This is a genomic window from Sinomicrobium weinanense (assembly GCF_018863395.1).
Taxonomy (GTDB): Bacteria; Bacteroidota; Bacteroidia; order Flavobacteriales; family Flavobacteriaceae; genus Sinomicrobium; species Sinomicrobium weinanense.
The window spans coordinates 1,092,947-1,119,423 of the sequence record NZ_JAHKRR010000001.1 but is presented as its reverse complement, the minus strand read 5'-3'; the positions used below and the strand labels follow the sequence as shown (position 1 = coordinate 1,119,423).

The following is a 26,477-nucleotide window of genomic DNA, read 5'->3' as shown; positions in this document are numbered from 1 at the left end:
AATTGTTTATGGTTTTAATTTAAAATGGTACTGCAAGTGAAACAGAAAAGTTCCTGCCGGCTTCCGGCACTTCTATAAGTCTGTAAAAACTGGTGTGATCAAAGTATTTGGAGTCGAACAGGTTGTTGACCTTTAACCGCATTTCTACGGGAGTCCTGAAAAGGTCTATTTCGGTCAGAAAAGAAAAATCCATCACCCGGAACCCGGCAGTGCGTCGCTCCGGGGGTACGATCTCGTTTTGTTCGGCTGTTATCCTGTAACTGGTAAATACCAGCGGGCTTTTGAAGAAAAGAAAGTCCTTCAATTTATATTCGGCAGAGAACAGACCGGACAATGGCGGTGAGAATGGCAGGGTATAGCCTTTTTTAACACCGCTTGTTTGCTCGGAATAGACATATTCCCCGGATGCATCGAGCCGTAGTTTTCCAAAAAGGGTTATCCCGGCCCTGATCTCTCCCCCGATCCGGAATACCTTGCTTTGGGTATATTCGTAGATCTGAAGGGATTCGTAATAATCGGGAGTGGGGTTTAAGTAAATATAATTGTGAAAAAAATTGACAAACGGACTGATCCCGAAATCAAAAGCCCCGCTGCTGTGTTCGAGAGCAAGATCAATTTGATAGGATTGCTCGGGGTCCAGGTCAGGATCTCCTTTTTCGAACCTGTACATGTGATAATTAACCCCGTCGGAAGCCAGCTCGTTGGCCAGCGGCATTCTAAAGCTCTTGCCGAGGTTTATTTTGTAGGTGGTATTGCCCTTCGTATAATTTAAACCCAGGGAAGCACTAACGTTGCCAAAGTTCCGGGTTTTGTCCTGTGCCCTTTGCAAATGAACATAAGAAGTGGTGCCGTCACTGTTGCTTAGGGGAGAAGGGAACCAGTCGTAATATGGCTCGGTGTCCATCACCCCGTAGTCGTAGCGCAGCCCGGCCTGAAGGTGCAGGTCATTGCGGATCTCAAACTGGTCATAGGCAAATATTCCGGCTGTAAATCGTTGGTATCCGGGAATTAAAAAGCCCCATCCGCCAATGGTATTGTCCTGAAGCTCAAGGTTAACTCCCGCTGTAAGGGTGTGTTTATCACCGGCTTTAAAAGTGTCTCTTGCATTTAAAGTATAGGTATTCTTTTTGAACACCCGTTCCTTTCCGTTGTCCGGTTTGGGCATATAGCCGTGGGGAACAGGTTCTGAGTGTTCTTCCCTGTGGTTGTTTTGAAACCCAAGCTCAAAACGGAACGTATGGTCTCCACTGAACACTACGGTATTGTTGGTGATCTTGAAGTGGTTGACTTCGTGGTACGGATAGTCGATATCCCTGGCGGATCTGTCGTAATCGATCTCTGAGGTCCGGACCTCCAATCCGTGTGCATTGGCGAAAAAACCGTTCCTGGCGTATACATTGCTGAAAAAGGTCTCAGATCTTATCCGATCGGAAACATAACCCAGGCTAAAACTGCCGTTGATCTCATTACCCGCAGTATTCCTCAACCGGCTTTTGTGCAGGTCGAAAATATAATTTTCGTAGTTGATCTGATCTGTGGGCACTTTATAGTCGGCATAATCCCTGAAGGTAAGCCGCCCCCTGTAAAACCATTTGTCTTTCCTGGCCCGGATACCGGCCGATATCCCGTAGAGGTCATTGTTGCTCTCGGCCAGGAGGTTTACTTCCCCGCTCAGGGAGTTTTTCTCCGGTATCCCGGGAGGTTGTATATTGACCACTCCGGCAATGGCGTCGGAACCATATAGCAAAGAGGCAGGCCCTTTGACGATCTCTATGGTTTCAATACCGTATTGGTCTATCTCCAGTGCATGGTCGCTGCCCCATTGCTGGGCTTCGTGTTTTACCCCGTTTTGAATTACGGCGACCCTGTTAAAACCCAAACCCCTGATCACCGGTTTCGATTGCCCGGACCCTATATTGATAGTGCTTACGCCCGGAAGTTTTTTCAGGGTTTGCATAAGGCTGTTCTCCCTGTTTTCGTTCATAAAGTCTTCCGAGACCGTATAGGAGGGAAGCGAGGCAACTTCATTGTAATTCCTGTGTTTTATGCCGTTGACCACTACTTCGTTCAGTGCGGTAGCGCCTTCGTACATGGTAATCTCCAACGTTGTGTCTGCGGGGATGGCTATGGCCAGAACAGTATCGGCATAGCCGAGAAAGGTGGCCTTTACTTTATAATGGCCCTCGGGAATGTCCCGTACCTGAAAAATACCATTGATGTCTGTAATGCCCGTATGTTTTCCTACGGTAATATATGCTCCGGACAGGGGAGTTCCGGAAGTCTTGTCCGTAACCTTTCCCCTGATATCATATAGTTCCTGGGTATATGAAACGGAACACAGGAACACACCGAGGAGTGTTCCGATGCAATTTTGCCACATAGTGCAATGTATTGACCAGTTGAAAAATGTATTTGTTTTTTGGCTGCTGTGTGCTTAAGCGGCGGCAGGAGGAGCGCGCAGGGGATTATCGCCTGTGAAGTGTATGGAGAGGAAAGACTTGGGTATTATGGTATATTTACGTGTTGTAGGGGCCGGAATAAGAACCGGGGGATATAACGGGAGGTGTTGCCCGAATGCCGGTACCGTACGGCTTTGCATACAGATAAGACAATCGCAATAGTTGTGCGCCAGGGTTTCCTGTTCGTAATGTGTGGGAGAATGATCCCCGGAAGCAGCAATTTTTGTTGCAATAACATGCGCTTCCGTCTCCTGGCTATGGCTCCCATTCAAAATATGCAGCGGATAAGCCAGTTGCGAGATACAGAAGAGTATCAGGAAGAAAAATGCGATATGCCCGGACGATCTTTTCAAAGTCTGGATCTGGTTATTGGTGAAACAATGTCGTAAATGAAACGATGTTGCAAATAAAGGTAATAAAGACAAAATGGCCAAACAGAAACGGATATTTAACGCAACAGAAAAATAAGTACCTTTATAACACGGGTCTAAAAAATTTGTAATGAACTCTTTATGGAAAATTATTGGTGATGTGTTAATTTTTGTTATTGGAAATAAACCTGTGTTTTAGCAAATTTCAAAAGCACCCCTCTTCAGATGAAGAAGGGTGTCCCGCTTGCGGGACGGGGAGTTTGACCCGCCCAAACCAAGATCAAATGTAAAACAAAAATAATTTTTAATTAATTTATATTCAGTAACTTATGTTTTTGTTTTAAAAATTCACGCATCACCAGTAATGGGAAATAATGACTTGAAAGCATATAGAAACCCTTCATTAAAAGCCATTTTGCTTTCCGGGCTTCTGGCAGGGACACTGGATATCACAGCGGCGATCATCCAGGCGGGGATCGGGGGGACAGGCCCGCTTAAGCTGTTGCAGTATGTGGCCAGCGGTATATTCGGAACGGCTGCTTTTTCCGGGGGCGTGCTGTTTGCATTTTACGGGCTGGTTTTCCATTATTTTATAGCGATGTGCTGGACGATCCTGTTTTTTCTGGTATACCGGAAACTGGATCTATTGCGCTATAACAGGATCATGACCGGGGTCTTCTATGGTATTTTTATAGGGTGTATAATGAATTTTGTGGTGGTCCCGCTTTCTGAAGTGCCCCGCGGACCGGTGCGGCTGCTCTCCCTGGTCCTGGCCATAAGCATCCTGATCGTGGCCGTCGGGCTGCCCCTGTCGTTCCTGGCGCACCGTTTTTATTCGCGTACAGGAAAAAAGTAGGGGTCAGTTACCGTTCAGAAGAAGGTCCAGGTACTCCTGATTAAAATCGGCCAGTTTTTGTAGTTTGAGATCGGCAAGGTCAAATCCTTTGCGCGGGTAATCAGCTTCGGAAGGTATGGCTACGGTCTTCATCCCCGCATTTTTTGCAGCCATGACACCGTGTACGGAATCTTCAAAAACAATACAGTTGGCAGACGGGATTCCGAGTTTTTTGGCCGTGGACAGGTATACGGAAGGATGGGGCTTGCCTTCCTTTTCGTGCTCGGAAGAAGACACGGCGTGAAAATAATCTGTAATTTCCGTTTTTTCCAGTACCAGGGGGATGAGCCTGGCGGGGGAATTTGTGGACAGGCCTATCTTAAATCCCTTTTTCCGGAAAAGTTCCAGGACTTCCCTGATACCCGGTATGGGCTTTCCCTCCCGGATGATAAAGTGGCCTACCCGGTCAATAACCTCGTGCTCCACCTGCAAAAGGCTTTTGCCGTTCCAGGGCTGGCGGTCATACCAGAACCTGGTGACCTGGGTGGTGGTCATGGAAGCCGTGGTTTCCGATAGTTCGGGTAGCACATTTACACCTACGGCAGTAAAAACTTCCTTTTCAGCCTTTTTCCAGGCAGGCTCAGAATCTATGAGTACACCGTCCATATCGAAAATTACGGCATATGACTTTTCGGGCATGGCAAACCGTTTTTTTGATCCGTACAAATATACCCTTTATTCCGTGATCTATCTTTTCTGTGATATGCCGTATTTCCAGGTTCTGTACGCTTCCGGCATACAGTGCCCGCACGGACGGTAGCCGTTGCTCCGGGCTTCTTCCTCAGAAGAAAAGAATACCCTGTTTTCCCTTTTCATACGCTTTCCGGAAGAGCAACGGAGCTTTCCGTATATTTTTAACTTGTGGTTCCCTCCAAGGCATATGTTCCCATTCCGTATTTCAGCTTTGAGACGGCTGTCGGAAATGTTTTGATGTGGTGTCATGCTACGCTTTCTCAATTCAGTGCATCGTGGAAAATGATGCCCAGGGTATGTCTTTCTCCCCATGTGACTTCGCTCACCCCGTGCTTCATATGTACCCGGTAATACCCCCTGCTGCCTTTTTCGGGACGGAAATTTGTGGTGAAGATAAGCATGTCCCCCTTTTGGGGACGCAATACGATGGCCTTCGATTGTGCCCTCGGAACCTGTTCGGTAAGCACAAATTCCCCGCCCTCATATTCTTCTCCCGGTTCATTCAGGAAGAGTGCGGCCTGCATGGGAAAAAAGACATCGCCATAGAGGTCCCGGTGCAGGGTGTTATATCCTCCTTTGCCGTATTTGAGTATCAGTGCCGTGGGTTTTTCCTGGGCGTTGCCGTGGCAGAGGCTTAACAGCTCTTTGTGCGTGGCGGGGAATACGGTGCCTGTTTTCAATACTTTCATCCACAGGTTGGCTATGGGGGCAAGGCGGGGATATACGCTTTGGCGGATGGCCTGTACGATATCCGGCAGGGGATAGTCGTAGTATTTGTATTCCCCGAACCCGAAGCGGTGGCGTTTCATATTTACGGTCTTGCGATATGCGGTAGAGCCGTCATATTCCAGGATCAGTTCCTCACACTGTTTTACCGTGAGCCATCCGGGGATCACCGCATACCCTTTTTCGTGCAGGTCCCTGGTAATGAGGTCCCAGTTGCATTGCGCTACTTTTTCAACTATATCTGTCATGGTATTCTTTCTTATATTACGATATCTGTCCTGGCCGCTTCCCAGCCTATAATAGCCGATTTCCGGTCGGCACCCCATCGATAGCCACCCGTGGTTCCGTTCGATTGGATAACCCGGTGGCAGGGAATGAGAAATGCAACAGGATTATTGCCTATGGCAGTACCCACGGCCCTGGATGCCTTTTCGTTTTGTATTTCTCTTGCAATATCCCCGTAAGCCGATAATTGCCCCATGGGTATCCGCAACAGGGTTTCCCAGACTTTGAGCTGGAATTCTGTCCCTTTCAGGTGCAGTTTTACCTCGTCTATCTCGTCCCATTGGCGGGTAAAGACATACAGGGCATTTTGTTGCATGAGGTCGGTTTTCTGCTTGAATTTTGCATTGGGAAATTGCCGTGTCAATGCCGAAAAGGCCTCTTCTTCATGGTCGGCAAAAGCCATATGGCAGATGCCTTTTGGTGTGGAGGCCACCAGGATATCCCCAAAAGGACTTTGGGCAAAGCTGTAATTGATCGTGAGGTTTGCTCCGCCGTTTTTATACTCGCCCGGGGTCATACCCTCGATGTTAATAAAAAGGTCGTGAAGCCTTCCGGTCCCGGAAAGCCCGGTTTCGTAGGCTGCATCAAACAGGGTGGTGTCTTTGTCCTTTAAGATCTGTTTGGCGTGTTCCACACTGATGTATTGCAGGAATTTCTTCGGGCTTACCCCGGCCCATTCCCGGAACAGCCGCTGAAAGTGAAACGGGCTCAGGTGTACCTGTTCGGCCACTTTTTCCAGACCGGGCTGCTCCTTGAAATTACGGCGGATGTAGCTTATGGCTTCCGCAATACGGTCGTAATTGATTTGCTGTTGTTCTTCCATGGTATTTCAATTTTATACTGCAAAGCTAAGAGCGGAAACATTATTGGAAAACCCGGATTTTGCTATATAGCTCTTTGTACCGTTAAGCAGGAAATATCCTGCCGTAGAATGGTAATTTAGACAGAAATGTAATACACTTCATCTTAAAAAGAAGAAAAAAGCACAATTTTTATGACAAGATAAGCGCAAAACAGGATATTTATTTTTCTCCCGAAAGCATTTAAGTGGATATTATTACCAAAAAAGAGCTAAAACATTGTAAACAACAGAGGGATCTTCCCCGGTCGTATAACCGGTAAAATATTTAGTAAACCCGGGCCAGTCAATCACTGTTTCGACAGTGTATTATATATTGCAGAAGAACCCGGGCCAAACAGGAGAAACGAATTTATTCTTGTTAAAATGTAATAAAATAACGGGGAAATATACTAAACTAGCGGAGGTGTGACGTTTTATAGTGTAAGTAGGAAGAAGACATTTCGCGAATAGGCGATATGTGTAAACTGGAATCACATGGAAAAAAGGAAAAAGACCGGATATGAGCAGGAACATAAAAAGACCTTTGTAAAAGAAACATTTTCCGCTGAAGACATCTTGCAAAACCTTAAAGACTATTTCGGTTTTAAGACCAACCTGGAACTGGCAGATTTCCTGGGCGTAAAACCCAATACCATATCTACCTGGAAAAAACGAAACACTCTGGACTATTACAGACTGATCACAATTGGCAAGTTACACAACGTTGATTTCAATAAATTGTTTTCCCATCATATTCACGAGCAAAACAGCATTATAGTTGTACCTGTTGAATTGCAATACCAGTATGTATCGCAAAGGGAAGATCAGGGATTCATAAACAATTTACCCAGGTACCAGTTTCCTTTTGCTTACGGAGAAGGTGCCAGGGCCTTCCAGGTAACGGATTTTTCCACTTTTTCCACTTTTACGGGCGTATCGTATGTGGTGGGAAACAGGGTACAGGGGCTCGATGCTGTCGTTGAGGGCGGTATGTATGTATTTGTCAACAAGGTACAGGGGATTTTTACAGGCCGCGTAGAACGGGACAGGGGCACAGACGATATTATCTACGTGATCCCCGGCGACAACAAGATCCTTCCGGGAAAGATAAAAATGATCGCTAAGAACATTGTAGAAATATGGAAAGTGCACAATGTGATTTTTCACGATCTTGTAGATTAAAACAGATCCCTCAGCACAAAATAAAGTAATAGTTGTTGAATTTAACCGGTGAACAGCTATGGTTTGCAAAAAGGGACTGTCTCAAAAGTAACATTTCCGTCAACCTGAACTCGTTTCAGGTTCTCACAACGATCGTCCGATCAGCGTGATGGGATGCTGAAACAAATTCAGCATGACGGTTTTCCTGACTTTTGAGACAGTCCCTTTTTATTTGTAAATTGGTATTTTATTTCCGGAGGCTGTCTCCGGGTAAAAAAAAGAGACCGAACTCCTTATTTTTTAGTCGTAAAAAGCAATGCACGAAACTTTTTTTATCCACACTTTCATTTACCTGGCCGGTGCTGTTATTATGGTTCCGATAGCCCGATACTTAAAACTCGGTTCCGTATTGGGGTACCTGCTGGCCGGAATGCTCATTGGACCGTCTTTCCTGAAGCTTGTGGGCAGCGAAAGCCAGGACGTTATGCATTTTGCTGAATTTGGAGTGGTGATGATGCTCTTTGTTATAGGCCTTGAACTGGAGCCTTTACGGTTATGGCGCCTGCGGCGCCGGATCATGGGGCTCGGCGGTGCCCAGCTTATAACTACGGCCCTGCTTGTTTTTGGCATTGCACAATCCCTTGGATATTCATGGCAGGTGGCCCTGACACTGGGAATGATCATCTCCATGTCTTCAACGGCCATCGTATTGCAGATACTCGATGAAAAAGGCTGGAGCAAGACCATGGCGGGCAGAAGTGCTTTTGCCGTATTGCTCTTTCAGGACATCGCCATTATTCCCATCCTGGCCATACTCCCGCTTTTATCCGGCAACGGGAGAACTGCAGAAGAAACAACACTTCTGGGGCACCTGCCCGGATGGGGGCAGACACTTGCTGTTATCGGGGCCGTAGCCATTATTATCATTGCAGGTAAATATCTTTTGTACCCCGTGTTCCGTATCATAGCCCGAACACGTTTGCGGGAAATGTTTACTGCCATGGCACTGCTTCTCGTAGTGGGGATCGCCATTTTAATGAATGTAGTTGGGCTCAGCCCCGCTTTAGGGGCATTTCTGGGTGGGGTACTGCTGGCCAACAGTGAATATCGCCACGAACTCGAAAGCGCCATTGACCCGTTTAAAGGATTGCTGCTCGGGCTGTTCTTTATGACTGTGGGTTCCACCATAGATTTCGGCCTCATTATGGAGCAACCAGGGCGTATGGCAGGCCTGGTGTTTGGGGTTATATTGTTAAAAGCACTGGTCCTCTTTGTTCTCGGAAAAATATTTCACCTCCGGAATGCACAAAATACCATTTTTAGCCTTAGCCTTGCCCAGATCGGGGAGTTTGCTTTTGTACTACTGGGTTTTAGCTTCACCGAAGGGATCATTTCTAACGAAGTAAATGCCGTAATGACAGCTGTTGTAGCCATATCCATGGCCTTCACCCCGCTTATTTTGATGCTCAACGAGAAACTTATCCTGCCCGGGCTCTGTGCTGTCAGTACTGATGGCAAGGACAGTAACTATAACGATGTACAGGAAGAGGAAAATCCCGTTATCATAGCCGGTTATGGCCATTTCGGCAATACCGTAGGACGGTTTCTTCAAACACACAATGTCCCCGTTACCGTATTGGATAACGACAGCGATAATGTAGATTTTCTCCGAAAAGTAGGATTGAAAGTCTATTTTGGCGATGCCACCAGGCACGATCTGCTCGAAATAGCGGGGGCCAACAAGGCCGAAATCCTTGTGGTGGCCATCGGAGATGAAGAAAAACGGATGCTCTTAATCGAGACCGTCAAAAAACACTTTCCCCATCTCCATATGCTGGTCCGTGCCAGGAACAGGAACGAAGCCTATGACCAAATGAATGCCGGAATGATGCATATATACAGGGAAACATTGGATACCAGCCTCCGGTTGGGGGTCGACGCCCTTAAGATCCTCGGGCACAAAAGACACGAAGCTGTCCGGGCAGCCAAAACCTTTTTTATACACGATGAAAAGACACTCAAATACCTTTCCAGTATTCGAAACAGTGAAGAGTATATTGTAGCCGTAAGAGAAAAAATGCAGGAGCTCGACATGCTGATGAAAGCCGACAGGGAAGAATTCCTGGAAGAAGCCACAGCAGAAGAGGAACACGGATAAGAAGAAAAAATTACATATCGGACTGTTAAATAAAGTATAAATATCCCATGATTTTCATCTTGAATGTCAGCCGGAGTTGACCGGGCCGAAAATAAGCCATATATTAGAGTTACCTAAAAAGGCAGAGTGCACAACAAGATAGTTTGAAGTATTGGTTTTGAATAGAAAAGATTGATAGGAGATTGAATGAGATTGAATCGTCTATCAATCTGTAAACTCCGACCGTGTACCGGAAAACAAGGTTTAATTATAAAAATCCCCGAAAAAATGCACCAAAAACCGGTATATCTCGATTACAATGCCACAACGCCCTGCGATCCCGGGGTGGTTGACGTTATGATACCCTGTTTTACACAAGGTTTCGGCAATGCAGCGAGCAGGGACCACAGCTACGGATGGGAAGCATCCGAAACCGTGGAGCACGCCCGGGAAGAAGTGGCCCGGTTAATAGGAGCACGCTCCAAAGATATGATATTCACTTCCGGGGCCACAGAAGCTATAAACCTTGCATTGAAAGGTGTAATGGCATCAGGCAACTTTTCCGGAAACCATATCATAACCTCCCAAACCGAACACGAAGCCGTTCTGGATACGTGCCGTTACCTCGAAAAAAAAGGGTACAGGGTCACATATATGGGGGTAGATGCCGGAGGAAATATTGATCTGGAGGAACTCGAGGAAAATATAGGACCGGAAACCATTGGTATTGCCCTGATGTATGCCAATAACGAAACAGGCCTTGTCCATCCCGTGAAGCAGATAGGGGAGATTGCTAAAAAACACCAACTCCTTTTTCTGTGTGATGCCTCCCAGGCCGTAGGGAAGATCCCTGTAAATGCAGTAGGGGATGGTGTGGACCTGCTGGTCTTTTCCTCCCACAAAATGTATGGCCCCAAGGGTGTAGGGGCCTTGTATGTAAATAAAAGTATCAAACCGGAAGTGGCCCCGCTGATACACGGAGGGAAACACGAAAACGGCTACCGCAGTGGAACCCTCAATGTTCCGGGGATCGCAGGATTTGGAAAAGCGGCCTCTGTATGCAGGGAAAAAATGGAAAATGAGGCAAAACGCCTGGAATACCTGAGAAATACCATGGAAAATGAATTACTGGCCATGCCCGGGACTTCGGTAAATGGCAATCGGAAAAACAGGCTCCCTCATGTGACCAATATTTCTTTTGAAGGTGTGGAAGGGGAGAGCCTTGTACTGTCACTGGCCAAAGACATAGCCGTAAGCCGTGGCAGTGCCTGTTCAGGAAATGTGCACGCTCCTTCGCATGTGCTCCGCGCTATGGGTATTTCCGATGAAGACGCCCGGAACTCCCTGCGTATCAGCCTCGGCAGGTTCACCACCGAAGAAGAGGTCCGTTTTGCCGCACAAGTGATCGGTGACACGGTAACAACACAAAGAAAAAAACATATAATAAACACTCTAAGTTCCTCATCATAACCATATCTAAAATCTAACATCTAACCCCAGTGAAGGAAATAAAACAGATAATCAAGGCCTATGACCAGGCAAGAGCAGAAGGTAAAAGGACTGCCCTGGCTACCGTTGTACATGTGGAAGGCTCTTCCTATCGCCGTCCCGGAGCACGGATGCTTATCACAGAAAACGGGGAACTCACCGGGGCCATAAGCGGTGGTTGCCTGGAAGGAGATGCCCTGCGCAAGTCCCTGCTGGTCATTATGCAGGACCATCCCATGTTGGTGACCTATGATACTTCCGACGAAGACGATGCCTTTATCGGTGTGGGGCTGGGATGTAACGGTATAATACAAGTACTCATAGAGCCCGTCCTGGCCACGGTTCGGCAGAACCCGGTGGAGCTGCTCCGGAAACTGGCAGAAGACAGGTCTCCGTCCGTGCTCATCACACTTTATTCCCTGGAGAACAGGAGAGACCGGGCCCAGGGAACAGGAATATTATTAAAAGAGGAAGGGGGCTGGACTAAGGAAGAAGACCCCTTATCGCTCCATGGAGCCCTTGTAAAAGAAGGGCAAACGGTCCTGCAAAAACAGGAATCCGCTTTCAGGCAGTACAGGTCGGAAAACAGTGAATTATATGCATTTATCGAGTATGTACCCCCCGAAATAAAACTCATTATCGCCGGGGCCGGTAACGATATATTCCCGGTCGTTGATATGGCTGGTATACTGGGCTGGGAAACCACCCTGATCGACGGCAGGCCCAGTTATGCCAATAAACAGCGTTTTTCCTCCTGCAATATTATCCTAGGAGAACCGGAAAATGCACTGGACAAGGTGGAAACAGACCACCGGACCGCCGTGTTATTGATGACACATAACTATAATTACGACAAGACCCTGATAAAGCAACTGCTCAGGCGAAAGGTAAAATATATCGGCATGCTGGGCCCGCGAAAAAAACGGGAACGCATGTTTGGGGAATTAAGGGAAGAAGGCCTTGACGTTCCGGAGGCCCCTGAAAATATCTTTAGCCCCGCAGGGCTCGATATAGGTGCGGAAACACCCGAGGAGATCGCTCTTTCAATAGTTTCGGAGATCAAAGCGGTCTTTACCGGCAGGGAAGGCAGATCTCTCCGGGACCATGACGGGCGTATTCACGAAGAAGGTAAAAAGACCTATGCAACGGATAAAAACAAAATAAATGTATAAGAATCTCATTTTTATTACTTTAACAATAATGTTCTTTTCCTGTAAAAGACCGGATACATTTGTTGTAAATTCAATTAAGGGAAATACAGGTATAGATAGTATTTATATTTCCAAAATACAGGATGAAAATGAAAAATACCTGGCAAGGATTTCTTTGGACAATAAGGAAGAAAGGAAAACATATCCCGTAAAACGCCCTATTATAGCCAGTTTGCATACAAAAGACGGGGAAAAAAAGTATTTCACAATACTTGCTCCCGGCAGGGAACTTGATGTTGTGGTTCGCAAGGATTCAACCATACAAACACAAAGTTTGAGTGATTCCCTTCTAAATTATATATATGACAGTACGCTCCCTTTTCTCAACAAAAACCTGGATGTTTTTTTCGGTGATGGTTCGGATATGCATACAGCTGTTGAAGTTCTGGAAGGTTTCCGGAAGCAAAGAGACAGCATTGTAAATATTTATTCCGATGAATTGACGGAGACAGAAATAGGTATCCTGAAAATGCAAAATGCGATAAGAATATATAATTTCCTTTTTTTACTTGGGCGGAGCTTTAATAATATTGAATTGACGGATAGCTATTTTGACTATTCAGAACAAATTGATCACAATGATATAATGTTCATGGAGCATCCTTCATTAGCCATACACAAACTGGAACGAGAATATTTTCAGGAAAGAGATTCTTTGGAAAACATAGATGCATTCTTGGATTTTATCGAACAGAAAACAGAGAACCGGGATTTATCAGACCGATATAGGGCTGCCTATGTAACGAGCCTGATAAAGGCCCCGAAGCAATGGAAGAATCATAGTAATAAGTTGAACGTAGCAGTTTTGGAGCGGATATTGGAAAAGGAACAGGCCAATAGGTTTTACGACAAACTAAAAAGTGCATCAATCTCATATGTTTCCTCACAAAAGGGAAGGATGGGCTATGATTTTGAAGGAGAAAACTTAAATGGTGAAAAAATAAGATTGTCGGACCTAAAAGGAAAGATCGTATTTATAGATGTCTGGGCTACCTGGTGCGGACCTTGTATAAACCAAAGGCCACATGTCGTTTCCATGGCTGAAAAATATAGAGATAATAGGGAAGTCAGTATATTGATGGTTTCCGTAGATGCATCGAAGGAAAAGTGGGAGGGGTTTCTTATGGAAAAACAAAGTAAATCCGGAATGGAATTATTGGTCAGGGATGGGATGAATGGAGATTTTGGAAAATATTATAACATACAAAGTATACCTAAATATATACTTATAGACAAAAAAGGAAGGATTGTAGACTCGGATATAGAAAAACCTGCCGGGGTCATGAATATGATAGATGGGTTGATAGCGCAAAACTGACAAAAAACACAGGTTGTAGAATGGTTGTTTCCGATAAAATAAAAGCAGGAGCTTTCGGCATTGTCATATTAGCCGCCGGGAGTTCCAGCCGTATGGGGCAGCCCAAACAGTTACTGGAATACAACGGAAAAACCCTGTTGCAACACGCGGTAGATGAAGCCCTCGGGACAGGTATAGAAAACATTGTAATGATCCTGGGAGCCCATGCCGGGAAAATAAGAGAAGTTATAAAAGAAGATAAGATAAGATTCCTGCAAAACCAGGATCACGAAGAAGGAATGGCCTCAGGAATACGCCTGGGAGTACATGACCTCACAAAAAGCAGGGAAAATATGACAGAAGGGATATTGATTATGTTATGTGATCAGCCTTTTGTAAATTCGGAACTTTTAATAAGGTTAATAGGAAAACAGATAGCCACAGGATGCCGTATAGTTGCAAGTACCTATAAGGGCATCGAAGCGGTTCCGGCCGTGTTCCACAAAAGTGTTTTTCCGGAATTGATAAACCTTAAAGGAGACCGTGGAGCTAGGAGCATTATAAAAAAATACGGGAAAGGAACGGCAACAGTCGAATTTCCGAAAGGACATATAGACATAGACACCCTTGAGGATTACAGGAACCTGACCACAGGCAACTCCTCCGGACGATAAAAACAGCAGAAAGGACAACATGATAAAAGACACCTACAATAGAACCCACAATTATCTCCGGATATCCCTCACTGATGTGTGTAACCTGAGGTGCTTCTATTGCATGCCCGATGAGGATTATGACTTTACACCCGAAGCCCGGCTGATGCAGGTCGATGAAATAGAGACCATAGCCGAAACCTTTGTCCGCCTGGGAGTAGACAAAATAAGGCTCACCGGGGGAGAACCCCTGGCCCGGAAAGATGTGGGGGACATAGTGAAACGGCTTTCAAAGTTTCCCATAACCCTGACCATGACTACCAATGCCACCTTATTACACCGCTATATAGACATCCTGAAAGAGGCCGGGATACGGTCGCTGAATATCAGCCTCGACACCCTGAAACCCGAAAAATTCCTGTGGATGACCCGCAGAAAACAGTTCAGGGCTGCGCTGGACAACATAAACCTGGCCATAAACAGCGGTTTTCATGTAAAGATAAATGCCGTAGTGATGAAGGGGCTGAATGATAATGAAATACTGGATTTTATAAAGTGGACCAAAGACAAACCGGTTCACGTACGTTTTATAGAATTTATGCCTTTCAGCGGGAATAAATGGACCAGCAACCAGGTCTTTACCTGGAAAGAAATGCTGGAGGTCATAGAAACGGAATATCAGCCGGAACGCCTTAAAGAAAGCCCGCACGATGTTGCTAAGAAATACAGGGTCCCCGGACATCAGGGAACCTTTGCCGTGATAAGCACCATGAGTGCCCCTTTCTGTAGTGGTTGCAACCGCATGCGGCTCACTGCCGACGGAAAGATGAAAAACTGTCTCTTTTCCAAAGGAGAAACCGACTTGTTATCTGCATTGCGCAGGGGAGAAGACCTCGAACTCCTGATAAGAAAAAATATATTGCAAAAAGCCAGAGGCCTAGGAGGGCAACTCGGTAAAGACTTTAAAAAACTCGACGGAAAAGACATCGAGAACCGCAGCATGATAAGTATAGGAGGATAACGCTCACGAAAAGCAAAGCCCCCGTAAGGGCGGAAAATTTTCCGCCCCAACCTTTAAAAAGTCGTAAGTCATAAATCGTAATTCGTAAATCGAATGATCCCAGTAACCGAAGCCCGGAAAATAATAAAGGAACACACCTTCACTCTGCCTCCTGTTACACTCAATATAGCTAAAGCCATAGGCCATGTCCTGGCAGAAGATGTATATGCCTCCTGCGATATTCCCCCGTTCCACCAATCGGCCATGGACGGGTATGCCTTTGTCTTTGCGGATTGGAAAAACAAAGGAAGCCTCCTCATTAATGGTGAAGTCCCCGCAGGAACAGAAAGCAATGTCTCTCTATCGCCGGGAAAGGCTGTCCGGATATTTACCGGGGCGGCTGTGCCCGAAGGCGCTGATACGGTGGTGATGCAGGAAAAGGTGAACCGGGAAGGGGAGCAGCTTTTCATAGAAGACGAATTACTGGAAGAAGGAAAAAATATCCGCCGTAGGGGAACAGAGATCCGGAAAGGGGATCTTGCTTTACCCGGAGGAACAACACTTACACCTGCCGGAGTGGGCTTCCTGTCCGGTGTAGGTATTGCAAAAGTCCGGGTATACCCGAGACCTTCGGTTGCTGTTATTGTTACGGGAAATGAATTGCAATCCCCCGGAGAACCCTTGCAACACGGGCAGATCTACGAATCCAATTCCTTTATGCTCCGATCGGCACTGCTGGAAATGGGAGTGGAAAATATAATGGTAGACGGAGCAAAGGACAACCTGGATGAATTGACCGCTGTTTTGAGAAAAACCCTGAATCATAACGACGTGGTACTGCTCACGGGAGGGGTTAGCGTGGGGGACTATGACTTTGTGGTAGAGGCTTCCGGGAATTGTGGCGTACAGACCCTGTTCCACAGGCTGAAACAACGCCCCGGCAAACCGCTTTACTTCGGAAAAAAGGAAGGCAAACTCGTATTCGGGCTGCCCGGAAACCCATCGTCCGTGCTTACCTGCTTTTACGAATATGTATGGACAACCCTGGAAACTCTCGCCGGACGGGAAAGGAAACTGACGGCATTCCGCGCTCCTTTGAGCACGGCATTCAGCAAAAAGAACGCGCTTACCCATTTTTTAAAAGGAGTGTATAAAAACGGGGAAGTAACCCCTTCTGCCGGGCAGGAATCTTTCCGCCTCGGCTCCTTTGCCAGGGCCAATTGCCTTATTCAACTGAATGAAGAGGTAAGGGATTATAAAAAAGGAGAAGAAGTTGAGGTTCACCTGTTACCGGTATATGGATAGGGTTTGAGTATTGCACCCTTTTGCAGGACAAGAGGGGGACGGATTGTTTATCTTTGTAAGGTCAACAACGCTTTTTAAACTAATAAATAACATAACTAAATGTGAATTTGATACGAGATAACCTCGCCAGGTTGAGTGTTCCGGGGTAGGAGCAACGTATCAAGCCCCTCAGAAGAGATGCCCTATCTGGCTTATATGATTCACGTTAAAAAATGCAAGATGATGAAAATACTGGTTTTCGGACAGCTGACAGACATTTTTAAAGGTTCTTTTATACGCCTTAAGGATATTCCGGATACCGATACCATGATCAGGAAACTGGAAGAAAAATATCCTGCGTTAAAAAAAATGAAGTATCTCATAGCTATCGACAAAGAGATTGTAAAAGAAAACACGACACTCGGAGAAGAAAGCGAAGTAAGCCTGCTCCCCCCGTTCTCCGGAGGATAATGAAAAAGTTAGAAGTACGAAGTTGGGAGGAGTTGAAATTCCCGTCACAATAAATAAATCGAATTGAACAGATACAGATGAAGAAACGTACCCCGAAAAACATATTCCGCCAGGGAGCCATCCCCGCATCCTTTATCGGAGAGAGCATTCAGAAACACAGCAGCAAAACGGAGATCGGCGCCCATAGCATTTTTCTGGGACAGGTCAGGGCCGATGAAGTGGACGGAAAGAAGGTGGAAGCTATTGAGTACACGACCTATGAAGAAATGGCACTTCAAAAAATGCACGAAATACGCGAATCGGTCTTTGAAAAATACCCGATCACCTGTATGCATGTGTATCACAGTCTCGGTACGGTGCCTACGGGAGAAATATGCCTCTTTGTCTTCACCTCTTCCGGGCATAGAAGAGCAGCCACGGATGCCTGTAACGAACTTGTAGAGTGGATAAAAGCCGAACTGCCCATATGGGGAAAAGAACTGCTCGAAGGGGAAAGCTACCAATGGAAGGTCAATAACTAACATTGTTTAATATACCAGGTCAAAAATCAGCCCGTAACCGGCATCCCGTCCGATACACTTATTTTGAAAAGGTATAAATAGGTCTGCACTACACTAAAAATTAACCCGTAACTTCTTGTAACCGGCGGATTATGATTAAATTTAAACTAATCGAAGATACATTTGCTTCGGGGTTTAATGTTTAAAATAATTCGTTATGGCACAGTATACTATTCGTATAAACGGTAAGGAACATCAGGTAGACGCAACTCCCGATATGCCCCTGCTGTGGGTATTACGGGACATCCTTGGAATGAGAGGTACTAAGTTCGGATGCGGCAAGGCACTTTGCGGGGCCTGTACCGTTCATTTCGACGGGGTGGCCACAAGGTCGTGCAGCCTTCCGGTATCAGCAGTGCAATCTTCGGAAATCACCACTATTGAAGGGCTTTCGGAAAACGGCGACCATCCGTTGCAACAAGCCTGGACAGAACACGTAGTGCCCCAATGTGGCTATTGCCAGACCGGGCAGATCATGTCGGCTGCAGCCCTGCTCCGGGAAAATCCATCCCCTACGGACGAGGAGATCGACAATGCCATGCAGGGGAACCTTTGCCGATGCGGTACATATAACAGGATAAAGGCGGCTATCCACACGGCCGCTGATAAAAAATAAACCCCCGACAAAAACTATTAGGTTATAAAATGCCCATTAACAAAATTTTGAAATCGATCGAAAATACTCTTAGAGCATTCCATCCCGCTATTGCGGAACAGTCCTGACCTAAGAAAAACCAATGCGGAGCACACAGTGAACACCATTAAAAAATGAACAGATGAAATCAATAACCCATCCGGAAAAGACCAAAGAAAACACCCGTATATACAAACCCGGCCGCCGGGACTTTTTGAAACTGGGTTCCCTGGCAGCAACGGGACTGGTGCTGGGGGTTAACTTCAGTTGTAAGGACCGTAAAAAAGGAGGGGAAGTCACCACTTTTACGGCCAATGTCTATCTCAGTATTACTTCCGAAGGAAAAGTGATCATCACGGCACACCGTTCCGAAATGGGGCAGGGCGTACGAACCTCCCTGCCGATGATCGTGGCCGATGAGCTCGGGGCGGACTGGGAAAAGGTAGAGATCGTACAGGCTCAGGGCGATGAAGAAAAATACGGGAACCAGAACACTGACGGTTCATTCTCCGTTCGAATGTTCTATAAACCAATGAGGGAGGCCGGGGCTACGGCAAGACTGTTGCTTATTCGCGCCGCCACTCAACAATGGGGAGTACCCGAAGGAGAGTGTAGTACGGACAATGGCAAAGTAGTACACAAAACTTCAGGAAAAGAACTCGGTTTCGGAGAATTGGTAGAAGCTGCCGCCAGCCTTGCTGTTCCTGAAATAGAAGAAGTACCCCTGAAAGACCCGTCGGAATTTAAGATGATCGGAAAGGGTATGCCTATCGTAGACCTGCAGGATATTGTGACCGGAAATGCGGTTTACGGTATGGATGCCGTCGTCCCCGATATGAAAATAGCTGTAATACAACGCTGCCCCGTAGTGGGGGGAACGGTAAAGTCGGTTAATGACGAAGCCGCTCTTGCCGTAGATGGTGTATTACAGGTGATCACACTCAAAGGCGCGGGCATTCCGCCGCAATTGAACAAACCGCTGAGCGGAGTGGCGGTCATAGCCGAAAATACCTGGGCTGCAATACAGGGGAAAAAAGCTCTTGATATCGAGTGGGACCTCGGACCGAATGCCGGGTATGATTCTGAAAAACAGCAGCAGGAATTATTGGAAAGTACCAAAAACAAAGGTACGGTAAGAAGAGAAAGAGGAGATTTTGACCAGGCCCTTCGGGGAGCGTCCAAAACCATAGAGCGGACTTACCTGGCCCCGTATTTTGCTCACGGCACCATAGAACCTCCCAACGCCCTGGCCCGTGTACAGGAAGGAAAATGCGAGATATGGGCACCGACACAGCACCCGCAATTTGCCCGAAACTCTGTTGCCGAGGCCCTGGGAATGGATGTCGGAAATGTTGCTGTAAACGTAACGCTTATCGGCGGTGGTTTTGGCCGTAAATCCAAACCCGATTTTATCGTGGAAGCCGCCCTGCTGGCTCAGAAGTCGGGACATCCCGTAAGAGTCCAGTGGACCAGGGAAGACGATATACAACACGACTTTTACCACGCCCTGAGCGCACAACGTATCAAAGCGGTTATTGATAAGGATAATAAGGTGGCCGGATGGAATCACCATACTACCTTTCCCTCCATAGGAGCGACCTCTAATGCAGAAGCCATACAGCCTTCGGACGGAGAGCTCGGGTTGGGATGTGTGGATTTCCCTTACGACGTCCCGGATATACGCATAGAAACCCATGATGCCAAAGCACACCTGCGCATAGGCTGGCTGCGCTCGGTAAGTAACATACACCATGCCTTTGCTATCGGGGGAATGCTCGATGAAATAGCAGAAGCCCGGAAAATGGACCCCGTGGCCAATGCCCTGGATATGCTGGGAGCCGACCGCAACATCACTTTTACTGAAGAAATGCCCGGGGGCAAATACGAAAACTACGGCGAACCCATAGAAAACTATTCCTGGGAAACCGGAAGGCTCAGGCAGGTTATAGAACGTGTTGCCAAAAATTCCGGATGGGGAAAGGAAATGCCGGAAGGGTATGCCCTGGGATTTACCGCGCACCGCAGTTTCCTGACATACGTAGCCTGTGTCGTGGAAGTTGCCGTAGACGACAAAAACAGGATCACCATTCCCAACGTATATTATTCCCTGGATTGCGGCCTGGCCGTAAATACCGACCGAATCCGTTCCCAGTTCGAAGGCGGTTCCCAGTTTGCTGCCAGTCTGGCATTGAACAGTGAGATCACGGTGAAGGACGGACAGGTACAACAGGATAATTTCGACACCTACCGGATCGTAAGGATGCCGCAGTCTCCGCAAAAGATCCATGTGGATATTGTAGAAAGCGATGCCAAACCTACGGGTGTGGGAGAACCTCCCGTGCCACCTTTTATCCCGGCCCTTTGTAATGCCGTCTACAAGGCAACGGGAAAACGGATATACAAATTACCGATAGACCTGAAAGCCTGATCTTAAAGGCAGACAGCCGGAAGAAGCACATATGCACTTTAATATTTTTCCAACAAGGCCGTACAGGCCTTAACCTCTGTCGTATGCCATTGTCGCAAGCCTCCAGGCTTGTGACATCCTTCCCCGTTTATATTCTCTTAATAAAAGACCTCAAAATAGTTTTAATAATAAGGTCATAATGGTTAATTTCACGCATTTATTTATCGCAAAAGAAAAACTGTTGTGGAAAAATATTTAGCGGAACTCAACGATGCACAACGCGCCCCTGTACTTCACGTAGAGGGCCCCTTAATGGTTATTGCCGGGGCGGGATCGGGCAAGACAAGGGTGCTCACCTATCGGATAGCATACCTGATGAATAAAGGTGTGGATGCCTTTAATATCCTGTCACTCACCTTTACCAACAAGGCAGCCCGGGAAATGAAGAAACGTATTGCCGATATCGTAGGTAGTAGCGAGGCCAAAAATCTGTGGATGGGGACTTTCCATTCCGTGTTTGCCAAGATACTTCGTTTCGAAGCCGATAAGCTGGGATACCCCAGTAATTTTACCATATACGACACCCAGGACTCCCAGCGTCTTATCAATGCCATTATCAAGGAAATGGGATTGGATAAGGACGTGTATAAATACAAACAGGTACAGAGCAGGATATCTTCCTATAAGAACAGTCTCATCACCGTCAAGGCCTATTTTAACAACCCGGAACTCGTAGAGGCCGATGCCATGGCCAAACGCCCCAGAATGGGAGATATTTACGCCGCTTATGTAGAGCGTTGCTTTAAGGCCGGTGCCATGGATTTTGACGACCTGTTGCTCAAGACCAATGAGCTGCTCACGCGTTTCCCTGAAGTCCTGGCCAAATATCAGGACCGTTTCCGCTATATCCTGGTAGATGAGTACCAGGATACGAACCATTCGCAGTACCTGATCGTCCGTGCATTGAGCGACAAGTTCCAGAATATTTGTGTAGTGGGAGACGACGCCCAGAGTATCTATGCCTTCCGGGGAGCGAACATCAATAACATTATGAATTTCCAGCGGGATTATGACGATGTAAAAGTATACAGGCTGGAACAAAATTACCGCTCTACAAAAAATATTGTCAATGCCGCCAACACGGTCATAGAAAAAAACAAGACCCGGCTGGAAAAAGTGGTATGGACGGCCAATGAGGACGGGAACAAGATCATGGTCCATCGCAGTATCACCGATGCTGAAGAAGGCCGTTTTGTGGCAGGTTCCATTTTTGAGAACAAAATGCAGCATCAACTTCCTAACGGAGAATTTGCCGTACTTTACCGAACCAATTCCCAGTCCCGCGCCATAGAGGATGCCCTGCGCAAACGGGATATTCCTTACCGGATATACGGAGGGTTGTCTTTCTATCAGCGCAAGGAAATAAAAGATGTACTGTCCTACCTCCGCCTGGTGATCAACCCCAAAGACGAGGAAGCGTTGAACAGGGTCATTAACTACCCGGCAAGGGGGATCGGGCAGACCACCCTGGAAAAACTGACCGTGGCTGCCAATCATTATAAACGTTCCATATTTGAGGTTATGGAACACCTGGATAAAATAGACCTTAAGATCAATGCAGGGACCCGGCGCAAACTGGAAGATTTTACAACGATGATAAAGAGTTTCCAGGTCACGGCCCAGAGTGCAGATGCCTTTGTGCTTGCAGAGCATGTGGCCAAAAAGACCGGATTATTGCACGAGTTTAAGAAAGACGGTACGCCGGAAGGTATCGCCCGGATGGAAAACGTGGAAGAACTGCTGAACGGTATCCGCGATTTTGTAGAAGGGCAACAGGAGATCGACGGCGCCACCGGTTCCCTGTCCGAATTCCTCGAAGATGTAGCCCTGGCTACCGATATGGACAAGGATACTTCAGATGACGACAGGGTGGCCCTCATGACCATTCACCTGGCCAAAGGATTGGAGTTTCCCTATGTGTATATCGTGGGGATGGAAGAAGACCTTTTCCCGTCGGCCATGAGTATGAACACCAGGAGCGAGCTCGAAGAAGAAAGGCGGCTGTTTTACGTGGCCCTGACCAGGGCAGAAAAGCAGGCCTACCTTACCTATACTCAAAGCCGTTATCGCTGGGGAAAACTCATCGATGCCGAACCCAGCAGGTTTATCGAGGAAATAGACGAACAGTACCTGGAATACCTCACTCCGCCAATGGACTCCGGCAGTCGCTATAAGCCTATGATCGACGCCGATATTTTCGGAGAGGTGGACAAAAGCAGGCTACGTCTCAATAAACCGGTAAGCAGCACCCCGCCGGACAAAAAAAGACCTCCGGAAAGCCAGCTCAGAAAACTTCGCAAAATAAAACCCGATATCGGAACACCCGTAGGCAATAAGAATGGTGCACCTTCCGATCTTTCTGTCGGAAGTAAGGTTTCACATACCCGCTTCGGAAATGGTACAGTGATCAAAATGGAAGGTATGGGCAATGACAAAAAGGCTGAGATAAAATTCGATAACGGAGAAGTCAAAAAACTGCTGCTCCGCTTTGCCCGGCTGGAAGTGATAGAGGAATAGAGGGCTCTCCCGATAATTGTATAGGCTTCAGTATACACATCGCAATAGTATTACCCCATTAAATTACAGGCGTGTTGCGAAAAAACAGATCCCGGATCTCAACAGTTTGATAAGTGCTGAGATCCGGGATTAAAATATTGTGATGAAAACGGTCCTTTAGAATAAATATCTTTCAGCTTCTCCTTTTTCATTGAGGATAAGCATCACATTCTTTTCATTGGGATTGATCTTTGAAGCGATCTCTTTGGCATCTTCGACATTTGATATCCTGCTGCCATTGATCTCAACTAATATTCTGCCTTCCAGGTGAGCATTGCTGAGATAAGGTGATGTCCGGGTGATTTTTACCCCGCCATCGATATTGAACCTCTTTTTATCTTTTTCGGAAATGTTTTTTACCTGCATGCCCAGATTGTTCAACACAAAAGTGTTTATTTTGCTCAGCTTTACCGGGAAGGTCCTGGTTTTTCCATCCCGGTCCACAGTAACTTTAACCACGTTACCGGGACGTTTAGAGTTCAGGTATCCCGTGAGGTCGGCAAACTTGCGTATTTTGATATCGTCTATATTCTTAATGATATCCCCTTCCGTGATCCCTGCTTTTTCGGCTCCGGAATCTTCTTCAACACCACCGACATACACGCCCTCGATATCGTTAATACCGTTTTCTACGGCATAGCGGGAGTTTTTTGGAATGATAGACACTCCGAGCAGTCCTTTTTGTACATTACCGTATTCCAGGAGGTCTTCCACTACTTTTTTGGCAATGTTGCTGGGCACGGCAAAGGCATAGCCGATATATGTTCCCGTACGTGAAGTGATGGCGGTGTTGATACCGATAAGGTCACCCCTGGTGTTTACAAGAGCCCCACCACTGTTTCCGGGGTTTACCGCAGCATCGGTCTGGATAAAGGACTGGCTTTTGTTGGTTCCGCTCAAATCCCGTGATTTGGCACTGATAATCCCTGCTGTCACCGTAGAGGTGAGGTTAAACGGATTCCCCACGGCCAGGACCCATTCTCCTACCTTGGCGCCGTCAGAATCTCCGAAAGCGAGATAAGGCAGGTCTTCATCGGCATCTACCTTTATCAACGCTATATCCGTAGACGGATCGGAACCGATGAGCTCGGCCGTATAGGTCTTGTTGTTGTTCAGGGTCACGGAAAGTTCGGTAGCCCCGTCAATAACGTGGTTGTTGGTAACGATATACCCATCGGGGGAAATAATGACTCCCGAACCTGTTCCTACCTGGGTACGCTCCCTGGCGTTTCCGTAAAAAAGATCGCGAAGGCTCATCGGGGCCCTGCTGGTCATACGATTGGTTACGTGTACCACGGCGTGTACTGTTTTTTCTGCTGCCACTGTAAAGTCCGTAGCTTCCGCCGCTACAAGAGGAGAGGAGTTGTAGCTTGCCGTTACGAAATTGGGGGTATTGTCCCGGGTTTCGACAATAACCTCGCCTTTTTCGAAAAAGGCTTTATAAACTCCCAAAGTAATAAGTCCTCCAAGGACGGATACTGTAAGCAGACCAATAAACTTTTTCATAGGTTTGAAATTTTAGAATTTATCGAATCTATTAATTATGAATCTGGTTTTTATCTTTTGTTGTCACCCGAAAGAGAGAGGTGGAACGAGATCTCCGGTCTGTGCCTTTGGGGTTAGCGGGCACAGTGCCCCTCACCGGATTTATATATTTGTTCGGCAGAAAAGCCCTTGCCTAAGCCAGGCAGTGCTCTCCCGCAGTTTATTTTAACATTCAAATTTAAGAGTTTATTATTTTAACATTTCAACTTTAACGGCAGTTTAACAGGGGGGAAATAGCTGTTAAATTGTATATTTGCCCTGTCTGAACCATATGCCGGATTCCGGTTTAAACCAAAGAACGAATGCACCTAGACTTTTATAAATATCAGGGTACGGGAAACGATTTTGTAATGATCGATAATCGTCATCGGGAATTTCCCAAAAATGATACCAAACTGGTTGCCAGGCTTTGCGACCGAAAATTTGGCATAGGGGCTGACGGCCTCATCCTGCTCGAAAACGATGCGGATGCGGATTTCCGTATGGTGTATTACAATGCCGACGGTAATGAAAGTTCTATGTGCGGCAACGGCGGCAGATGTATTGTGGCTTTTGCACGCTTTCTGGGAATAGTGGAAGAAAAAGCACGCTTTCTGGCTGTCGACGGCATACACCATGCTACCGTGCAAGAAGACCGGGTATGCCTGCAGATGACAGATGTAGACCGGATCGAGATTTTCGACAATTACGTATTTCTGAATACCGGGTCTCCGCACCACGTACAGGAAATAAAAGATATAGACCATTTTGATGTAAAGGCCGGAGGAGAAAAACTTCGTTATGGAAAATACGGCAGGAATGGGAGCAATATCAACTTTGTTAGCCCGGTAAAGGATAATGAATTTAAGGTAAGGACATACGAACGGGGTGTGGAAGATGAAACGCTGTCCTGCGGTACGGGTGTCACCGCTGTGGCCATTGCCATGCACCGCACGGGCAAAGCCACCGGAAACCTTATTATGCTTGATACCCCTGGAGGAAAACTCAGAGTATCGTTTGAGGAAAAGAACGGAAAATACGAAAAAGTATTCCTGGAAGGCCCCGCAACAAGAGTATTTCAGGGAAAAATAAACGTTCTGTAAGAAAAATTTTGTAAATTACGATAAGCCGGGAACAGAGTAGGTTCCTGAGCGGCGGTCCCTGAACAGAAGAGCCTGTGCTGAGCACAGTCGAAGCACAGGGAGCCGATGGATAATTTTGATCAAGAATGGTAACACTGACCGGAAAAAATATCTTTTTAAGAGCATTGGAGCCCGAAGACCTGGATTTCCTGTACCGGCTGGAAAATGATGAGACCGTATGGGAGGTCAGTGAAACCCAGGCGCCATATTCCCGTTACGTACTCAGGGAATACCTTAAAAACAGTCACAAGGATATTTATGAGGTTAAACAGCTTCGACTGGCCATTTCGGACTACAATGAAAAACTCCTCGGCTTTATAGACCTGTTCGATTTTAACCCGAAAAACAAAAGGGCAGGGGTAGGTATTGTGGTCCTGGAAGAAGGCAACCGGAACAGGGGTGTCGGGACTGAGGCACTACGGCTGCTGATCAATTATTCCTTTGCCAGACTGGGAGTGCACCAGCTTTATGCTAATATCACCGAAGACAATGCGGCAAGTATACAATTGTTCTCCAACCTCGGATTTGAAAGGGTAGGAGTCAAAAAAGACTGGCATTTCACCGAAGGGGAGTTCAAGAACGAAATATTATATCAAAAAATAAACAGAAGTTAGACCTTAGG

General features: G+C 46.7%; 23 protein-coding genes. 16 read left to right on the top strand and 7 right to left on the bottom strand.

Going from position 1 to position 26,477, the window contains the following annotated elements; all coding sequences use genetic code 11:
* Window positions 1-19: 19 nt before the first annotated feature.
* Both KN811_RS04860 and KN811_RS04855 read right to left on the bottom strand, forming a co-directional pair.
* On the bottom strand, window positions 20-2,380 hold the full coding sequence (locus tag KN811_RS04860) for a TonB-dependent receptor (protein ID WP_187966344.1): 2,361 nt from the start codon (window positions 2,378-2,380) through the stop codon (window positions 20-22).
* Window positions 2,381-2,434: 54 nt separating this feature from the next.
* Window positions 2,435-2,812, bottom strand: a complete 378-nt coding sequence (locus KN811_RS04855; protein WP_187966345.1) for a hypothetical protein — start codon at window positions 2,810-2,812, stop codon at window positions 2,435-2,437.
* 382 nt (window positions 2,813-3,194) lie between these two features.
* Here KN811_RS04855 and KN811_RS04850 point away from each other — a divergent pair, with 382 nt between their 5' ends.
* Entirely contained in the window at window positions 3,195-3,686 is a 492-nt protein-coding gene (locus tag KN811_RS04850) for a DUF1440 domain-containing protein (protein WP_216334685.1), read from the top strand.
* Between the two features lie 3 nt (window positions 3,687-3,689).
* Here the strand turns inward: KN811_RS04850 and hxpB are convergent, their stop codons facing one another.
* The 4 genes from hxpB to KN811_RS04830 are packed head-to-tail and all read right to left on the bottom strand — an operon-like array spanning window position 3,690 to window position 6,252.
* Window positions 3,690-4,364, bottom strand: a complete 675-nt coding sequence (gene hxpB / locus KN811_RS04845; protein WP_187966347.1) for a hexitol phosphatase HxpB — start codon at window positions 4,362-4,364, stop codon at window positions 3,690-3,692.
* 48 nt (window positions 4,365-4,412) lie between these two features.
* On the bottom strand, window positions 4,413-4,667 hold the full coding sequence (locus tag KN811_RS04840; protein WP_187966348.1) for an Ada metal-binding domain-containing protein: 255 nt from the start codon (window positions 4,665-4,667) through the stop codon (window positions 4,413-4,415).
* Between the two features lie 11 nt (window positions 4,668-4,678).
* Window positions 4,679-5,392 (bottom strand): 2OG-Fe(II) oxygenase, encoded by a 714-nt coding sequence (locus KN811_RS04835; protein WP_187966349.1) that lies wholly within the window; start codon window positions 5,390-5,392, stop codon window positions 4,679-4,681.
* Window positions 5,393-5,403: 11 nt separating this feature from the next.
* Window positions 5,404-6,252 carry a methylated-DNA--[protein]-cysteine S-methyltransferase gene (locus KN811_RS04830; protein ID WP_187966350.1) on the bottom strand — a complete coding sequence of 283 codons (849 nt, stop codon included), beginning with the start codon at window positions 6,250-6,252 and terminating at the stop codon, window positions 5,404-5,406.
* A 513-nt stretch (window positions 6,253-6,765) separates the two neighbouring features.
* Here KN811_RS04830 and KN811_RS04825 point away from each other — a divergent pair.
* The 13 genes from KN811_RS04825 (at window position 6,766) to KN811_RS04765 (ending at window position 23,150) form a co-directional block, all read left to right on the top strand.
* Window positions 6,766-7,452 (top strand): helix-turn-helix domain-containing protein, encoded by a 687-nt coding sequence (locus KN811_RS04825; protein WP_187966351.1) that lies wholly within the window; start codon window positions 6,766-6,768, stop codon window positions 7,450-7,452.
* A 295-nt stretch (window positions 7,453-7,747) separates the two neighbouring features.
* Window positions 7,748-9,589: a monovalent cation:proton antiporter-2 (CPA2) family protein gene (locus KN811_RS04820; RefSeq protein WP_216334683.1), complete on the top strand. Its 1,842-nt coding sequence runs from the start codon at window positions 7,748-7,750 to the stop codon at window positions 9,587-9,589.
* 267 nt (window positions 9,590-9,856) lie between these two features.
* Window positions 9,857-11,038, top strand: coding sequence for a cysteine desulfurase family protein (locus tag KN811_RS04815; RefSeq protein ID WP_187967673.1), 1,182 nt, complete (start codon window positions 9,857-9,859; stop codon window positions 11,036-11,038).
* Window positions 11,039-11,067: 29 nt separating this feature from the next.
* Entirely contained in the window at window positions 11,068-12,228 is a 1,161-nt protein-coding gene (locus tag KN811_RS04810; protein ID WP_187967674.1) for an XdhC family protein, read from the top strand.
* Window positions 12,221-13,585, top strand: a complete 1,365-nt coding sequence (locus KN811_RS04805) for a TlpA family protein disulfide reductase (RefSeq protein ID WP_187967675.1) — start codon at window positions 12,221-12,223, stop codon at window positions 13,583-13,585. Before KN811_RS04810 ends, KN811_RS04805 begins: the two co-directional genes overlap by 8 nt.
* Window positions 13,586-13,605: 20 nt before the next feature.
* Window positions 13,606-14,238: a nucleotidyltransferase family protein gene (locus KN811_RS04800; RefSeq protein WP_187967676.1), complete on the top strand. Its 633-nt coding sequence runs from the start codon at window positions 13,606-13,608 to the stop codon at window positions 14,236-14,238.
* Between the two features lie 19 nt (window positions 14,239-14,257).
* Window positions 14,258-15,238: a GTP 3',8-cyclase MoaA gene (moaA, locus tag KN811_RS04795; RefSeq protein WP_187967677.1), complete on the top strand. Its 981-nt coding sequence runs from the start codon at window positions 14,258-14,260 to the stop codon at window positions 15,236-15,238.
* Window positions 15,239-15,331: 93 nt separating this feature from the next.
* A complete protein-coding gene (locus KN811_RS04790; protein ID WP_216334681.1) occupies window positions 15,332-16,522 on the top strand; it encodes a molybdopterin molybdotransferase MoeA in 1,191 nt (396 codons plus the stop codon).
* 219 nt (window positions 16,523-16,741) lie between these two features.
* Window positions 16,742-16,972 (top strand): MoaD/ThiS family protein, encoded by a 231-nt coding sequence (locus KN811_RS04785; RefSeq protein ID WP_187967538.1) that lies wholly within the window; start codon window positions 16,742-16,744, stop codon window positions 16,970-16,972.
* Window positions 16,973-17,049: 77 nt separating this feature from the next.
* A complete protein-coding gene (locus tag KN811_RS04780) occupies window positions 17,050-17,493 on the top strand; it encodes a molybdenum cofactor biosynthesis protein MoaE (RefSeq protein ID WP_187967539.1) in 444 nt (147 codons plus the stop codon).
* A 196-nt stretch (window positions 17,494-17,689) separates the two neighbouring features.
* Window positions 17,690-18,148 (top strand): (2Fe-2S)-binding protein, encoded by a 459-nt coding sequence (locus KN811_RS04775; RefSeq protein ID WP_187967540.1) that lies wholly within the window; start codon window positions 17,690-17,692, stop codon window positions 18,146-18,148.
* A gap of 160 nt (window positions 18,149-18,308) precedes the next feature.
* Window positions 18,309-20,594, top strand: coding sequence for a xanthine dehydrogenase family protein molybdopterin-binding subunit (locus KN811_RS04770; RefSeq protein WP_187967541.1), 2,286 nt, complete (start codon window positions 18,309-18,311; stop codon window positions 20,592-20,594).
* A gap of 222 nt (window positions 20,595-20,816) precedes the next feature.
* Window positions 20,817-23,150 (top strand): UvrD-helicase domain-containing protein, encoded by a 2,334-nt coding sequence (locus KN811_RS04765; RefSeq protein WP_187967542.1) that lies wholly within the window; start codon window positions 20,817-20,819, stop codon window positions 23,148-23,150.
* Between the two features lie 156 nt (window positions 23,151-23,306).
* Here the strand turns inward: KN811_RS04765 and KN811_RS04760 are convergent, their stop codons facing one another.
* On the bottom strand, window positions 23,307-24,695 hold the full coding sequence (locus KN811_RS04760; protein WP_187967543.1) for a trypsin-like peptidase domain-containing protein: 1,389 nt from the start codon (window positions 24,693-24,695) through the stop codon (window positions 23,307-23,309).
* A 341-nt stretch (window positions 24,696-25,036) separates the two neighbouring features.
* On the opposite strand from KN811_RS04760, the gene dapF reads away from it, so the two are divergent.
* Both dapF and KN811_RS04750 read left to right on the top strand, forming a co-directional pair.
* Window positions 25,037-25,816, top strand: a complete 780-nt coding sequence (gene dapF, locus KN811_RS04755; RefSeq protein WP_187967544.1) for a diaminopimelate epimerase — start codon at window positions 25,037-25,039, stop codon at window positions 25,814-25,816.
* A gap of 125 nt (window positions 25,817-25,941) precedes the next feature.
* On the top strand, window positions 25,942-26,469 hold the full coding sequence (locus tag KN811_RS04750; protein ID WP_187967545.1) for a GNAT family N-acetyltransferase: 528 nt from the start codon (window positions 25,942-25,944) through the stop codon (window positions 26,467-26,469).
* Window positions 26,470-26,477 lie beyond the last annotated feature (8 nt).